Source organism: Bartonella sp. HY328 (genome assembly GCF_025449335.1).
Taxonomy (GTDB): Bacteria; Pseudomonadota; Alphaproteobacteria; order Rhizobiales; family Rhizobiaceae; genus HY038.
The window spans coordinates 2,131,373-2,147,067 of the sequence record NZ_CP104883.1; the positions used below are offsets into that span (position 1 = coordinate 2,131,373).

The 15,695-nt window shown below is 40.4% G+C and carries 15 protein-coding genes and 1 tRNA gene; 9 read left to right on the top strand and 7 right to left on the bottom strand.

Going from position 1 to position 15,695, the window contains the following annotated elements:
- Positions 1 to 238 precede the first annotated feature (238 nt).
- From N5852_RS09030 to glmS, 5 genes are all read left to right on the top strand, one after another.
- Entirely contained in the window at positions 239 to 454 is a 216-nt protein-coding gene (locus N5852_RS09030) for a cold-shock protein (RefSeq protein ID WP_182419167.1), read from the top strand.
- 442 nt (positions 455 to 896) lie between these two features.
- On the top strand, positions 897 to 1,397 hold the full coding sequence (locus N5852_RS09035; RefSeq protein WP_262097477.1) for a BA14K family protein: 501 nt from the start codon (positions 897 to 899) through the stop codon (positions 1,395 to 1,397).
- Between the two features lie 417 nt (positions 1,398 to 1,814).
- The gene (locus tag N5852_RS09040) at positions 1,815 to 4,001 is read left to right on the top strand and encodes an anthranilate synthase (RefSeq protein ID WP_262099737.1); all 2,187 of its coding nucleotides are present in this window, start codon (positions 1,815 to 1,817) and stop codon (positions 3,999 to 4,001) included.
- Positions 4,002 to 4,228: 227 nt separating this feature from the next.
- Positions 4,229 to 5,128 carry a cation diffusion facilitator family transporter gene (locus N5852_RS09045; protein ID WP_410004259.1) on the top strand — a complete coding sequence of 300 codons (900 nt, stop codon included), beginning with the start codon at positions 4,229 to 4,231 and terminating at the stop codon, positions 5,126 to 5,128.
- 151 nt (positions 5,129 to 5,279) lie between these two features.
- The gene (glmS, locus tag N5852_RS09050) at positions 5,280 to 7,100 is read left to right on the top strand and encodes a glutamine--fructose-6-phosphate transaminase (isomerizing) (protein ID WP_262097479.1); all 1,821 of its coding nucleotides are present in this window, start codon (positions 5,280 to 5,282) and stop codon (positions 7,098 to 7,100) included.
- A gap of 260 nt (positions 7,101 to 7,360) precedes the next feature.
- Here glmS and N5852_RS09055 read toward each other — a convergent pair whose 3' ends face one another.
- Positions 7,361 to 7,852: an Hsp20 family protein gene (locus N5852_RS09055; RefSeq protein ID WP_262097480.1), complete on the bottom strand. Its 492-nt coding sequence runs from the start codon at positions 7,850 to 7,852 to the stop codon at positions 7,361 to 7,363.
- A 251-nt stretch (positions 7,853 to 8,103) separates the two neighbouring features.
- Between N5852_RS09055 and N5852_RS09060 the strand changes: the two genes are divergently transcribed.
- Positions 8,104 to 9,093 (top strand): alpha/beta fold hydrolase, encoded by a 990-nt coding sequence (locus N5852_RS09060; protein WP_262097481.1) that lies wholly within the window; start codon positions 8,104 to 8,106, stop codon positions 9,091 to 9,093.
- A gap of 31 nt (positions 9,094 to 9,124) precedes the next feature.
- Here the strand turns inward: N5852_RS09060 and hisN are convergent, their stop codons facing one another.
- A complete protein-coding gene (gene hisN, locus N5852_RS09065; RefSeq protein WP_262097482.1) occupies positions 9,125 to 9,910 on the bottom strand; it encodes a histidinol-phosphatase in 786 nt (261 codons plus the stop codon).
- Between the two features lie 255 nt (positions 9,911 to 10,165).
- Positions 10,166 to 11,056: an N-formylglutamate amidohydrolase gene (locus N5852_RS09070; protein ID WP_262097483.1), complete on the bottom strand. Its 891-nt coding sequence runs from the start codon at positions 11,054 to 11,056 to the stop codon at positions 10,166 to 10,168.
- A 539-nt stretch (positions 11,057 to 11,595) separates the two neighbouring features.
- On the opposite strand from N5852_RS09070, the gene cpdR reads away from it, so the two are divergent.
- A complete protein-coding gene (gene cpdR / locus N5852_RS09075) occupies positions 11,596 to 11,958 on the top strand; it encodes a cell cycle two-component system response regulator CpdR (protein WP_182419160.1) in 363 nt (120 codons plus the stop codon).
- 312 nt (positions 11,959 to 12,270) lie between these two features.
- Positions 12,271 to 12,345, top strand: a tRNA-Val gene (locus N5852_RS09080).
- A gap of 189 nt (positions 12,346 to 12,534) precedes the next feature.
- Here N5852_RS09080 and N5852_RS09085 read toward each other — a convergent pair.
- Positions 12,535 to 12,705 carry a hypothetical protein gene (locus N5852_RS09085; RefSeq protein WP_262097484.1) on the bottom strand — a complete coding sequence of 57 codons (171 nt, stop codon included), beginning with the start codon at positions 12,703 to 12,705 and terminating at the stop codon, positions 12,535 to 12,537.
- A 251-nt stretch (positions 12,706 to 12,956) separates the two neighbouring features.
- On the opposite strand from N5852_RS09085, the gene N5852_RS09090 reads away from it, so the two are divergent.
- Positions 12,957 to 13,097, top strand: a complete 141-nt coding sequence (locus N5852_RS09090) for a hypothetical protein (RefSeq protein WP_262097485.1) — start codon at positions 12,957 to 12,959, stop codon at positions 13,095 to 13,097.
- Positions 13,098 to 13,496: 399 nt separating this feature from the next.
- Here N5852_RS09090 and N5852_RS09095 read toward each other — a convergent pair whose 3' ends face one another.
- From N5852_RS09095 to N5852_RS09105, 3 genes are all read right to left on the bottom strand, one after another.
- Positions 13,497 to 14,246, bottom strand: coding sequence for a hypothetical protein (locus N5852_RS09095; RefSeq protein WP_262097486.1), 750 nt, complete (start codon positions 14,244 to 14,246; stop codon positions 13,497 to 13,499).
- Positions 14,247 to 14,530: 284 nt separating this feature from the next.
- Complete coding sequence (locus tag N5852_RS09100) at positions 14,531 to 15,247, bottom strand: LrgB family protein (protein WP_262097487.1); 717 nt, start codon at positions 15,245 to 15,247, stop codon at positions 14,531 to 14,533.
- Positions 15,234 to 15,638 carry a CidA/LrgA family protein gene (locus N5852_RS09105; protein WP_262097488.1) on the bottom strand — a complete coding sequence of 135 codons (405 nt, stop codon included), beginning with the start codon at positions 15,636 to 15,638 and terminating at the stop codon, positions 15,234 to 15,236. Before N5852_RS09105 ends, N5852_RS09100 begins: the two co-directional genes overlap by 14 nt.
- Between the last annotated feature and the right edge of the window lie 57 nt (positions 15,639 to 15,695).

Here is a 15,695-nt window from a genome sequence, read left to right on the forward strand (position 1 = left end):
TTGTAATATCGCAATCTCTTTTTTGTTCGGGGCAATTTACGGACATAGAAAGATAGTAATGAGGCATTTTAGGCCAAAAGCGCTTAATCTGTCATGGTTTTATGGAAACCCGTTATAATATCTCTTTCCATATTACAAAAACTGCCTTTGAACGCTGCTTGACTTTTCAGCAGTCAGGCGGTCTAGTTATAAAGCTTTTTAATAAAAGCCAGATATTATACAAAGGAAATTGAGAATTATGGCTCAGACGGGTGAAGTTAAGTTTTTTAATAATGAAAAAGGTTTTGGATTTATTAAGCCAGATGACGGCGGTCCAGATATTTTTGTTCATATTTCAGCGGTTCAAGATTCAGGTCTGCCCGGCTTGAACGACGCACAGAAAGTGTCATATGACACTGAACCTGATCGTCGCGGCAAAGGCCCTAAGGCCGTAAATATTTCTGTTACCGGTTAATTTTATAGCCATAATCGAATACAAACCCGGTTTCCCTTTTGGTTGCCGGGTTTTTCATTATTTTTAAATCTATAGTCTATTTCGTTTTTCGCAATATATATGGCCCACCATCGCATACTTAAAAACCAAACAACTTTGTTTTTGCATCAAAATATTTAGCATTGAAACATTATGTGACACTTTGCGACAAATCTGAAGTTTACAAAAAAATAACCATTAAATACAATAAATTAAGCTACTTACTGCAAAGAAAAAAATCCATTTATCTATTATACCCCAACATTGTTAGTAAATTGTTCATAATCCATTCAGATGCCATCATCAATAATTGCACATGAAAGCGTTTCCAGACAAACCTTGGTTAGGTCTTAAACTCCAAACCAATTAAAACTGGAAATGACCTCATTATTAAGGTCAATGATTCCAGATAATGGAGTGTATTATGAATAAATTTTTTAAAATTGCTATTTTATCCTTTGCAGCTATCGCGTCGGCTTCAGCCCCAATGTCGCAAGCCTTTGCTCGTGGTCCTTATGGACCTGGTCCCGGCCCTTATTACGGCGGTGATGGCTATTATGCACCGCCGCCACCTCCTCCACCTTATCGCCATCACTCTAAGCGCCGTGACCATAGCGATGCCATTGCCGCAGGTGTTATTGGTTTGGCTGCTGGCGCAATTATCGGCGGAGCTTTATCGCAACCAGCGCGACCAAATGTGGTTTATCAAGCACCACCTCCACCGCCAGCTTATTATCCAGCGCAGCCGCAGCCAGTTTATCAACAGCCGCGCCCGGTTTATCAGCCACAGCCTGTTTATCGAGGATTAGATCCATGGACGCCCGGTTGGTATGATTATTGTTCAAGAAAATACCGTACATTTAATTCACAAACAGGTACTTTCCGTGGTTATGATGGCCGAGATCATTTCTGCAATGTGCCTTAAGCATTTTATCAAATGACCTCATTTTAGCTTGCCTCGATAATAACAATATGAGGCGAGATACTATTTGAATAACTTAATTTTTTTAAAATTATAACGCTGCACCCCCTGCAGCGTTTTTTTATTTTACTATAAAAGAAAACGAAAATTGTAATCTAAACCACTAAATATCGCAAAATAGGTGACGCTACAGATTAAATGAAAATCTCATTGCATAATTTTAATTTTGCGGTTAAATAGATTTCCATGAAAACATGTCAAAAACAAACACGCATTTTTAATATTTGGTGGTGGGCCTGCTTATAGCGGTCGTTTTTCGCATGTGCATTTTTTAGGTGCGAGGCCGCAACGGATAACCGAGCGGCCTTTTTAATTTTCCGTTTGGTCTATTCTTGTGACACAACGGGAGAATGTCCAATGATGAAGGACGGATTAATTTTGGAAAATACATCTTTTAAATATACCACAGATGGTGGCATAGATATTACGCGTCATCGTGATTTTATCGCCTATGAAGGTGCAACCGATAAAATGGTTGATGCTCTTGATAGCCGTCTTGGTGCTTTATTTTCTTCAAACTATGAATATCCAGGGCGTTACACGCGTTGGGACACTGGCATTATTGATCCGCCATTAAGCGTCACATCATCAGGACGTAATTTATCAATTGCGGCACTCAATAGCCGCGGTGTTATTATCTTGGCAATGATCCGACCTAATATTGAAGCACTGAGCGATATTGAAATCACATCAATAAGTGCGGAAAAGCTAAGCCTATATATAAAACAACCAACACGGCGCTATACGGAAGAAGAACGGTCAAGACAACCTTCGGTATTTACGGTTTTGCGTGAAATTGTTAAAATTTTTCATTCTGATGCCGATGAAAATTTGGGCTTATTTGGTGCATTTGGTTATGACCTGGCATTTCAATTCGAGGCTATTGATTTCAAGATAGAGCGTGAGAAAGATCAACGCGATCTTGTGCTTTATTTGCCTGATAGTATTTTAATTGTTGATCACCATGCCGCAAAAGCTTGGATTGATCGCTATGATTTTTCTACGTCCTCCCTTTCCACACGTGGCGTTGAAAATGATAGCCAAGGCCAAGATTTTAAAGTTTCCACAACTACTCCACCGCGCAGCGACCATAATCGCGGTGCTTATGCTGATCTTGTGCGTGAAGCAAAGAAAAGTTTTGCCTGTGGTGATTTATTTGAAGTTGTGCCAGGACAAACGTTTTATGAGCCTTGCAAGGATTCGCCATCTGCAATTTCACGACGCTTAAAAAAGACCAATCCTTCCCCCTATTCATTCTTCATCAATTTAGGTGAGCAAGAATACCTTGTTGGTGCTTCGCCTGAAATGTTTGTACGGGTGAATGCTCGCCGCGTTGAGACCTGCCCTATATCAGGCACTATCAAACGCGGAGAAGATGCAATTGCCGATTCAGAACAAATATTAAAACTACTCAATTCTAAAAAAGATGAGTCAGAGCTTACCATGTGTTCTGATGTGGATCGCAATGATAAAAGCCGCGTTTGCGAGCCGGGTTCCGTTCGGGTTATTGGCCGCCGTCAGATAGAGATGTATTCACGCCTTATCCATACGGTTGACCATATTGAAGGGCGTTTGCGCGATGATATGGACGCCTTTGACGCTTTTCTTTCTCATGCATGGGCAGTGACAGTAACAGGCGCGCCGAAATTATGGGCTATGCGTTTTATTGAAGAACATGAAATGAGTTCGCGCGTTTGGTATGGCGGCGCCATTGGCATGGTGCATTTTAATGGTAACATGAATACTGGCCTTACCCTACGCACGGTGCGGATTAAGGATGGCATTGCCGCAGTTCGCGCTGGCGCAACTTTGCTTTTTGATTCCAATCCTGAAGAAGAAGAAGCAGAAACAGAGCTTAAAGCTTCGGCAATGATAGCAGCTATTCGCGGTGCAACCCAAAGCCATAATGATAATATTGCCCATCGTGCCCAAAAAATCGGTGAAGGTGTTTCGGTTTTACTGGTCGATCACGAAGATTCATTTGTGCATACGCTTGCTAATTATTTTCGCCAAACGGGCGCCCATGTCACAACATTGCGTAGCCCAATTAGCAGTGAAATGCTTGAAGAACTATCTCCAGATCTTGTGGTTTTATCACCTGGCCCTGGTAATCCAAAAGATTTCGATTGCGCTGCAACAATTCGCCGTGCACGCAACCGTAATTTGCCAATTTTTGGTGTTTGCCTTGGGCTACAAGCGATTACTGAAGCCTATGGCGGCAGCTTGAAGCAATTGCCCATACCCGTTCATGGTAAACCATCGCGCATTAAAACTCTTGAGGCAGGAACTGTTTTTGCTGGCCTTCCGGAAGAAATTACCATTGGTCGCTATCATTCGCTATATGCAGATAAAGCCACGTTACCAAACGACTTTATAATCACAGCAGAAACAAATGATGGGATTATCATGGGAATTGAGCATAAAAGCGAACCCATCGCTGCAGTACAATTTCACCCTGAATCAATTATGTCGCTTGGGGGGGATGCAGGTTTGCGGATGATTGAAAACGTCATTGCCCAACTTCCTAAAAAACGCGAAATTTTATAACGGCATATGAAGAAATAGCTAAAATGAATTTTAGCTAAAATAATAGAAAACACTCAAATAAAAGCTATTTTACATTGTCTTATGTAAAATAGCTTTTATTGATATGACCCAAGCTTTAAACAAATAGAGAGTGGTTAGATACCATTTTAAAATTTGGTAATAAACGGGTGATATTGGATTGAACAAATTTTTTATAAAAGCAGGATGCAATTTAAATGGCTGGCAATATGAAACTTATTAATCGGATGGCTATTATGTCCATCCCTGTATCTCTTGCTGTATTAGGGCTTAAATATCTTGCTTATTATGTAACGGGATCGGTCGCCCTTTATTCCGACGCCATTGAATCTATCGTTAATGTTATTGCAGCACTCGTCGCTTGGTTTGCTATCCGCATCAGCCATAAGCCAGCAGATCACAATCATCCATTTGGGCACCATAAGGCCGAATATTTTTCTGCAGTGCTTGAAGGTGTTTTAATTATTATCGCCGCATTATTGATTATCAACGAAGCTTGGGGAGCACTCAAAGAACCGCCAGCCATTGAAACTCCCACCTTAGGTCTTGCTATTAATTTTGTTGCCAGTGTTGTCAATTGCGTATGGGCGGTATTATTGATACGTGTTGGTAACCGCCTACGCTCGCCAGCACTTCTTGCTGATGGACACCATTTAATGACCGATGTTTACACATCTGTTGGTGTTTTAATTGGTCTTTTAGCAGCGATTATTACAGGTTGGCATATTCTCGATCCGTTATTGGCCATTATTGTTGCAGTAAATATTCTTTGGCAAGGTTGGAAAGTTATCAATAATTCGGTACAAGGATTAATGGATGTTGGTGTGGAGCTTGAAGAAACCATGCGCATACGCGACATTGTATCAGCCAATGCCGATGGTGCAATTGAAGCTCATGATTTACGCACGCGCCTTGCTGGCCAATTAACATTTATCGAGTTTCATTTGGTTGTACCTGCTGCCATGACTGTAGGAGAATCTCACAAAATTTGTGATCGTATTGAAGATGCTTTACATCGTGAAATTCAAAACAGTAAAGTTGTCATCCATGTTGAGCCAGAGGAAGAAGCAAAACTTCCCCCCGGCACAACGGCAGTACCATTTGCATGATTACAGCCAATTTTGCATGATTAAAGCCAAGCTCAATCACGACAAGAATTGAAATCGCATTTTTTAATGATTATTCTTGGCTTATTAACTATTGTATTGGACAATTGTTCTAATACATATAGAACAGACTTTTAAATTAACGGAGCTATTTATGTGCGGCATTATTGGTATTCTTGGAACAAGACCGGTTGCACCATTATTAATTGATGGTTTAAAGCGGCTTGAATACCGGGGATATGACTCAGCTGGCGTTGCAACCCTTGAAAACGGCATTCTAAAACGCATGCGCGCCGAGGGAAAGCTCGTCAATCTTGAAGAAAAGTCAAAATCGCATCCGCTTGCTGGCACAACAGGTATTGGCCACACGAGGTGGGCAACCCATGGCATGCCGGTAGAAAAAAATGCTCATCCGCATATGACAGAACAAGTTGCCGTTGTGCATAATGGCATTATTGAAAATTTTTCAGAATTAAAGGCAGAGCTATCAGCAAAAGGTTATGAATTTAAAACTGAAACCGATACTGAAACCGTCGCCTATCTTGTAGAAGAATTGCTTAAAGCTGGCAACACTCCAAAAGATGCAGTTGAAAAAGCATTAAAGCGCCTTAACGGTGCCTTTGCACTTGCCTTCATTTTTAAAGGTGAAGACAATTTAATGATAGCTGCGCGCCAAGGCCCCCCTCTTGCCATTGGCTATGGCGATGGCGAGATGTATGTTGGCTCGGATGCTATTGCCCTTGCGCCATTTACCGATCGCATTAGCTATTTGGAAGATGGCGACTTTGCTGTTCTTACCCATGATAGCGTTAAGATTTATGATGGCGAAGGCAATGAGGTAGAGCGTACAGAAACCCGTGCGACAGGTGCTTCATTCCTTGTCTCAAAAGGCAATCATCGCCATTTCATGCGCAAAGAAATGTTCGAGCAACCAGAAGTCATTTCCCATACGCTTGCCAATTATCTTGACCTAGCAAAAGGCAAAATACGCACGCTTGAAGGTATTGACTGGAAAAAAATTAGCCGCTTATCCTTCGCAAGCTGCGGCACCGCGTTTTATTCAACCCTTGTCGCCAAATATTGGTTTGAAAATCTTGCGCGTCTTCCAATAGACAATGATATTGCATCAGAATTTCGCTATCGCGAACCGCCGCTTGATCCAAATACTTTGGCGCTTTTTGTTTCACAATCGGGGGAAACGGCTGATACTTTGGCTTGTCTTCGCTATTGCCGCCAGCAAAATATAGCAACGGGCGCGGTGGTAAATGTTGCCCATTCAACCATGGCACGTGAAGCAGATAGAGTTTTTCCAACATTAGCTGGCGCGGAAATTGGTGTTGCATCGACTAAAGCCTTTACCTGCCAATTAGCAGCCCTTGCTGCATTAGCAATTAATGCAGGCGTTGAACGCGGTGTTATTGATGCAAAAAAAGAACAAGAGCTCGTAAAAATATTGGCGGAAACTCCGCGTTTTATCAACCAAGCTTTGAAGCTTGAAAAATCAGTTGAAGCCATTTGCACTGAATTGATGAGCGTTAAGCACGTGCTTTATCTTGGCCGCGGTACATCATATCCTATAGCCTTAGAAGGCGCATTAAAGCTTAAAGAATTATCATATATTCACGCTGAAGGTTATGCTGCTGGTGAATTAAAACATGGGCCAATCGCCTTGATTGATGAAACCATGCCGGTAATCGTTGTTGCGCCTTATGATCGTTGGTTTGAAAAAACGGTTTCCAACATGCAGGAAGTTGCAGCACGTGGTGGGCGAATTATCCTCATAACCGATCAAAAAGGCAAAGAAGCCGCCAATATGAAAACCTTGGCAACCTTGGTTATGCCTGAGGTACCAGATTTAATTGCACCGCTGGTCTATGCGGTACCAATACAGCTCATTGCATATCATACTGCTTTATTATTGGGCACGGATGTTGACCAGCCACGCAACCTTGCAAAGGCTGTAACCGTCGAATAATTTAGCAAGTAAAAATTCTAAAAGCCGACTTAGAGCGCATTTCGATCTGATTGGATCAGATCGGCGCTCTAATCCATTGTTTACACCGCGTTTTTTGTCCGAAAACCGCTTCACACTTTTCGGAAAACGCTCTAGAATAAAATAAGTCTGCTTTTTATGTCAGCGTGATATTTATCCTCAAGTTAAAAAAAGGTTGCAGACAAAATCTGCAACCTTTTCATTATCTTGCTATAGCAACTAAATTTTAATTAAAGCTAATATTATTCAGCTGCCTCAACTTCAATCACTTTTGATGATGTTTCAACACTAGTGGCATTATTATTCGCAACATTGACGTTGATGCGGCGCGGCTTCATTTCTTCAGGCACTTCGCGCTTGAGCTCAATATGCAATAGGCCGTTCTTTAATTCTGCACCGACTACTTCTACATGGTCGGCAAGCTGGAAGCGGCGCTCAAAAGCCCGTGTAGCTATGCCACGATAGAGAAATTCGCTTTGATTATCATCACTTTGTTGAGATGATTTATTAGCTTTTATAGTCAATTGATTGCGATGAGCTTCAATTTCTAATTCATCTACCGAAAAGCCAGCAACAGCCATCGAAATACGATAAGAACTCTCGCCTAAACGTTCAATATTATAAGGCGGATAGCTTTGTGCACCTTCTGGCTGAGAAAGTGTATCAAACATATTAAATAAACGATCGAAACCAACAGTTGACCGATATAATGGTGTAAAATCTACTTGACGCATAATTATGCCCTCCTTTAGAGCAACATGAATTTGCAAGAATAAAATCCCGCAATGGGCGATTTTAATTTGCACGCAACCCCAATAGTGGCGGTTACATTTACCATGTGGGTAGAGAAATATTATTTTTCAAGATTTATAAATAAAATTATTTTAACCATTTAATAGCCAAAGCAGTTTAATCTATTTAAAGAAAATTTTAAAGCCATAGCCGCCTTGGATGCTCATTAAAACCTTAAGCAATGTGATTGATAATGATTGAAACAATATCGACAATTGATAGTAAAACAGACTATATAATGGTGCGCAAAAACCTATCAATGCGTTATATCATCTCCAAGCCACAAAGCAGCGCGCCCAATGGTACAATCTTGCTTTTACAGGACTATGGCAAACAGGCCGAAGATTATCAATCAACAATTCACAAATTGGCAGTGCGCGGCTTTTTTACTATCTGCCCTGACTTTGTTGGCCAAGGAAAATCAGATAAATTGCGCGGCGACAAATGGGGCGGCCATGTCAAGGATTATCGCAAATTTATTGACGACCTTGATATATTATTTAACAGAGTAATTTTAGAGAGTTTGCCAGCTCCTTACTATATTCTAGCTGACGATATGGGAGCAATCATTGCGCTTACGGCGCATGATTTGTTTGCTACTAAAATCAGACGACAAATTCTAGTTTCTCCACCACTAACACCGGGCAATCATAGCAATAATGGTTTTTTTCATAAATTTTGCCGCATATTAAGCGATAGTGGATTGGGGCGCATCAGAACGAAAAGCCCGTTAATATCTACAGATAACTTTCCAACAAGCGCAAATAATAAAGATAGCACCGCTATAATACATAACAATAAAAGCGCTTATCCAAGCCTTGGTTGGTATTCTACCATGCTTGATGCAATAGGCTATATTGGTTCAAGCCATTATATCGACAATATGACTATTCCGACCCTTGTCTATCAACCCAATCAAGATAATTTTAGCAGTTCGCCGAAAAATCGTGAGTTTGTTTCTAGATTACGAATGGCACAAGTGATTGATTTGCGTGGTGCGCCCCACGATATTTTGGCAAGTAAAGACAAATTTACAAGGCAATTCTGGCAAGGATTTTCAGCCTTTATACCAGGTTCATCCTTTATGCCTAATTTTAAGCAAAAGAATGAATGGTATAATAACATTGCTACCACCAATTCGATTGATAGTGCTGACGCAATGCTAAAAATTCCGGCACGGTAAGCTATATTGTTTTTTTAAACCATTTCCGCAATTAAATAGCTTTGGCTAAAATTTCCATTGCTTTTTCATGCAATTGTGGCGTGGCCGCCGCAACTATGTTACCTGCTTCCTCTGCTTTACCGCCATCCCAACGGCTAATCACCCCACCAGCTTTTTCAACAATTGGAATAAGTGCAACAATATCATAAGGTTTTAATCCAACCTCTACCACGAGATCAACAAAACCAGCAGCCAACATAGCAAAAGCATAACAATCGGTACCAAAACGGGTTAATTGAGCCTTTTGTTCTAAACATGCAAAAGCCTCCCCCTCCTTACCTTTTAATAATTGCGGCGCGGTTGAAAAAAGCGTTGCATCTTCAATGTGAGTGGTATCACGACATTTTATCGTCTGGGTTGAGCCATTATGATGTAAAAAACTTCCCTCATCATTGGCAAAGAACAACTCACCTGTGAATGGTTGGGCCATCATGCCAGCAATGGCGTCACCCTTATGCAATAATCCAACAAGCGTACCCCAAACCGGCAAACCTGAAATAAAAGCCCTTGTGCCATCGATGGGATCAATCACCCAAACAAATTCACGCTCTCCACCTTCAATGCCCCCCTCTTCACCCAAAATACCGTCTTGCGGTCGATTTTGCTGTAAAAATGCTCGCAATGCGGCTTCAGTCTGCTGATCTGCCATTGTGACTGGATCAAAACCATCAACTTCTTTATTGCTTACGGTCAAGGCTTGTCGAAAAAGCGGTAAGGACTGACTCGCAGCTATCTCATTTAACTTACAAAAAAAAGTTTCATCATAAAATGCCGACATAATCAGTCCCCTACACGCCTTATTTACGTAAAATTAGAATATTTTTTTAATCGATTAGTATTTTGTGTCATTTTTTTGGTCAAATTGCATTGACCTCACGGCCAAATTATTTTAATTCTTGGTTAAGCAATGTTTCATTGCTACCTAGATAAACTTGGCCGCATGCTTTTTAAGTATGCGGTCCTTTTATTTTATAGCTGTCCATAATTCAAAATATATTTTAATTAACCAGCCTAAAATTAAAAAGAATGAGTACTACTCTGCTGCATCTTGCTGCAAGATAAAGGCACTGTGTGACAATTGTACCATTTGCTCTACAAAAAATGACATATTTTTCTTTAAAGCATCAAAACCACTATTAGGCTCTAAAGTTTCTGAATCAAGATAAAGATCGCGATTGATTTCAATTTGTAAAGCATGGAACATATGCAAAGGCCGCCCATAATTCATGGTGATAAAGCCTCCAGCATAAGGCTGATTACATTGGACATAATAGCCCATTTCACTTAATAGCTGCGCGGCAAAGCGACTAAGCTGTGAAGCGCAGGAACGACCATAAACATCACCAAGAACAAAATCTGGCTGGCGCGTTCCTTGAAAAAACTTCAATTGCCCCGGCATTGAATGGCAATCTATCAAAACTGCATAGCCAAATTGCGCTTTAATCTTTTGCAATTCAAAATCAAGACAAGTGTGATAGGGATGATAAACCTGCTCAATACGATTTAAAGCAGTTTTGACTGAAATACGTCCAGCATAGATATTTTTACCCTGGGCGACAATTTTAGGAACACTGCCAAGCCCGGCTAAAACACGCGGAGAAGGTTTTGGCACAAAACTTGGCAAAGCCTCTTCAAACATTTGATGATCAAGCTCAAAAGGTTCTCTATTCACATCAAGATAGGCACGCGGAAAATCAGCTAACATAAGCGGTGCACCAAATTGCGGCACAGTACCAAAAATTAAATCAACATAACGATCTTCAGATAACCGGATATCAAAATCATTAAGACGGGTCATTTGCAAAAATGACGCAGGATATTGCCGCCCCGAATGGGGGGAATTAAATAAAAAGGCAACAGTTTGGTTATGCGGACGCATAATCCGAAAGGGAAGTTGCCCGCCAAAATCAATATTTGCAACCATTTATCTGCTATCCCACATTACCAAATTTAAATTACAAAATTAAGTGCCATTTATTAATACGCAATTTTTCAACATTTGCATGCAATGACATCAGGCACTACCCAAGCAATATCTTTTATCAATAAGCTTGAAGGAACAAATCAATCACGCGTTACTCGCTCCAAAATCTATTGCCCTTAGCCACAGCTTCCATAAAACTACTTTAATAAATGAAACCAATAGATTGAAATAAAAAGGATTTTTTAACAGCTATTTTTTTCATTATTAAAAAAATGATAGATATAATTTTATGTTAGGCTTATAAGATTTACAAGGAAAAAGAAGCCGATATTTATTTAACCATGACAAATCTTGCCCTTATTAGAATGCCCCTAAAAAGCAAGTAAGGCACGCCTGGTTAAAATAACAGCCTGTTAGTATTAACCAAGAATGAAGAGGATTAAATCTCTTTATTTCCTTTTTACCAAGACTTGCTATTATCGATTCTCAAATAGGGTCACACCTTAAATAACGGCTTTAATTAAAATTTGGATAGGTCGATGAAACGTATTCTTCTTGCTGAAGACGATAATGATATGCGCCGCTTTTTAGCCAAAGCGCTAGAACGGGCAGGTTATGAAGTAACCGATTTTGACAATGGTGTTAGCGCTTATGAGCGTTTACAGGAAGAGCCGTTTGAGCTACTTTTAACCGATATTGTCATGCCTGAAATGGATGGTATTGAACTTGCACGCCGTGCAACCGAGATTGATCCAGATCTTAAAGTCATGTTTATTACTGGCTTTGCCGCAGTCGCGCTTAATGCAGATTCGCAAGCACCAAGTGATGCGCGTATTTTGTCCAAACCCTTTCATTTACGTGAATTGGTAAGCGAAGTGCAAAAAATGCTAATCGCGGCGTAAAAATAGCGATTTTTAAATAACAAATATGCAAAATAAAAAGCCATGCAAAACCTTGCATGGCTTTTTATGTGTTTAAAACATTTAAAAAGAATGTGAATGAATATTTACCGTTCTTTTTAAATACGTATTCCCACCAAGATATCGACTACACAATTAAAAAACAAAAAAACCAACACCAAGAACCTAAACACCAAGAACCCAAACACTGTGCAACTTTATCCACAATTACAAAATATTTTAAAAATAAACTCATTTTGCAAAAAATGCCATTGACTGTAAGACACTAATATGGTCTATGACGCGACATCAAATGGGCGTGTAGCTCAGCGGGAGAGCACTACATTGACATTGTAGGGGTCACAGGTTCAATCCCTGTCACGCCCACCATTTGAATAAAATTTCTTTGTAACATATTAATTTTATGAAAAGCACTAGCCAGTTTTAAAACTGTCTGGGCATAATATGTTAATTTTTATTGCTGCTTTGCTTGTTAAAATTTTCTGTTGCAAGCTTTTTCCTACCTTCCAATTTTGTATATAAAAACTATGGCATCAGCTTGCCAGCCAAGAAACGCTTTTAGTTGCATAACAGTTGCGCCAGCGTTAGCAGCGCAAGGCCAGTTGATTGATTGGGGTGTGTTTGGCCTGATGAAGGTGCGGCTGCGCATTTTTTTAACCCTTCACCAACAGCAGCTTGCGCCAAAAACTGCTTGGCAAGCCCGAACATCATTGCAGCAGAAAAAGTCATGCCGCTTTGCGCCAAAACTTTTTTAAAACTATGCGCTTGGTAAGGCAAAGGGCCAAAGATGTTTTATGCGCCGCACTGCAAAAACAAAACTCGAAAAATTCATATAAAGCAAGGCCGCATGATGGCGCGCTAAATGCCCCAGTTTCTGCTTTTAGCTGTGGGGATTTTTAAAATGAGAGCCACGCAAGCCAATAGTGCCACAAAGCATGATACCTTTAAACCCCGCCTAAGACCTATTACTGGTAAAGCCCTTGCTGCAAATCGCAGAGGTTTTAGCCTCTGGCGCACAAAATATGGCAACTATAAATGGCGCAACCAAACCGCTGGCGGTTTCGCGTGGGGCGGTTTTACGCTGCCACCCTGCGGCATCAATTTGCCTTTTAGAATGGTAGGGATTTTGGCACAAAGTCCAGCCTGCCCCACCTTGCCCACAACCTCTGAAATATCATGTTTTTGCTTGAGGTTATGAGCAAACTTAGCGGCGTTGATGATCGTGTGAAAAAGGAGGCCATGTGATGGTGGATAATCTTTCATGTAACGCTAGGGGGTACGAGTGGCGGGGCGTCAACATCGCGATCGCTGAGCGGCCGAATACCCCATTTTTTAAAACCACTATTAATCATAGCGTCGGTGAGGGCTTCATCGTTAAAAAAGCAAGTATTACCAAAATCGAGATTATAAAAATTTTCTGTTCTTACTATCCGAAAGTCATGACTAGTAGAAGTAGGAGTCCCCAAAAGGCAATTTTTAAAAACATTTTTATAAGGATAATACTCTACTCCATAATCGAATCACTCGCCTGTAATCGGATTATAATGTGTTTTACTTACCATAATATGTACTGGTATAAATTTGTTTTGTTGGTTAAATGTGCATCTAAAAAATTCGCAATTTTTACATCTAAAAGGTACGTATTTTTCATCGAAAACTGTTTCTTTAAATTTATAACTATCATAAATAATGCCCTTGGTATTTGGCCACATTTTAAGCCCATTAAGCATTTGATTGCTTTTAATTGTTACATCATGGAGAACAACTGCACTCCCATTATTTTGATTGTACTTGTCAATAACATCAAGTGCTTCAAATTCAATTGGATTGGCATTACAATTCATACCATCAGGGCTTTGCCGTGCACGTTCATTGACAAACAATTTAAGCACTTTGACAGCCTGATATGCAAAAACGTTATTTGTGTCAGGAACGTCAATGATGTAAGATAAACAAATAACTCCAGCCATTTTTTCGGCATCTGTTGTATCAGTACCCAACAATTTAGTTCCGTCAACCAGCAATTTTGCAAGATTGTTTTTTTGTGTTTCAATCAAATTATCGGTGGCATTTTGAAATTGCTGGTTACCGAGTTTAAGTTGCTCAATTTGGATTTCTTGTTGCTTTGTATTCAATATTCTTTGCCAAGCAGTAAAACCCAAGGTGAAAAAAGCTGTTACAGCAATCGCAATTTGAATAATTGTAGCCTTATCCCACTCCAAAGTAATATGCAATTTTATGGCAAGCCATTCATAGCAAAAATAATACACCCAGCAAGTTACCCCAATAAACAGTGCAACTACAGCAGATAATCTAAGCCCGTTGTTAAAATTTTGTCAGAAAGAATGTCGGGAAGAAGTGTTGTTTTATTTGGTTTCTTTTTGCCTTCGCTCATGCTTTTCCCTCATATTTCACACAAGGAAGATTTTTAGCATGAGTGGTTCAATAATCAAGCATTATACCTCTAGAGAACTAAAGATAAGACGTTGATTTGCTTTGGAACCGAATTTGAATATTTATTGATGTAAATAGCCAACAGCTTATTGGCTAAATCTTAAATCCAATGCAATGCATATCCAAGCACTGGAGCAAGCATCACATTAACAATGCCTACCAAAACCATCACAAGGCCGGCGATTGATCCTTCTTCAACGCCTATTTGGTGGGCGCGTGCTACCCCTGCGCCATGCGCGCCCATACCAAATAGTGCGCCGCGCGCAATTTTGCTGCGCAAAGGCAAAACCTTCATAACCAATTCGCCAAGGGCTGCGCCAAATACACCCGTTAGAACCACAAAAATTGCAGTTAAATCTGGAATACCACCAATATCGCTTGAGACGGTCATTGCAAAAGGCGTACTCATCGAGCGTGGCATGAGACTTAGCCGCATAGATTCATCGAGTTGCAACATAGATGCTAACCCATAGGCTGTGAGCATAGCAGTTGTGGAACCGGCAAAAACACCAATTGCTAGAATTACCCAATTTTTTCGGATAACCTTTCTTTGTTGCCAAATAGGAATTGCAAAAGCAACAGTTACTGGCCCTAAAATTGCCATTAACCAATGAGTTGAACTTATATAATGTGCGTAATCACCTTTTAGCAGCACCACAAAAATCATAACTAATAAGGGTGTCACTGCTAATGGTGTTAACCACCAAAACGTAAAGCGCCGATAAAAAGCCTTAGCGGCATAATAAAGGCCGATGGTGAGCAATGACCAAAAAACGGTTTGCACAAGCGGATTATAAAAGAAATCAATGCCGTTCATGGCGCAACGTCCAACGATAACAAAGATCAATGGTCAAAGCTGTGACGCTCATCACCACCAAAGTGCCTGCAAGTATGACCAAAAGAATTTTTAAACCAAGAAAACCAATAAACTCCTTATGGTCAAGCAATGCCAATACTGCAGGCACAAAAAACAATAGCATTTCTGCTAAAAGCCAATTGGCACCACGCTTCATACTTGAAAGACTAAGCCAGCCAAAACCTAACGCTATTAAAACAAGACCAAGACCAATGATACCACCAGGCAAAGGCAAATGTGCATAACGGGCAATCACCTCACCCAACAGCCAAAAAGCACCAATGAGCATCATCTGCGCAATTAAACTGCGATGCATAAAAAAGCGTGACTGAATGAATAAACGACGGCTCATGGTAAAAACTCCTTGACCTTTTATATAGACCATTATTATCTATTCTCATAGTGAATT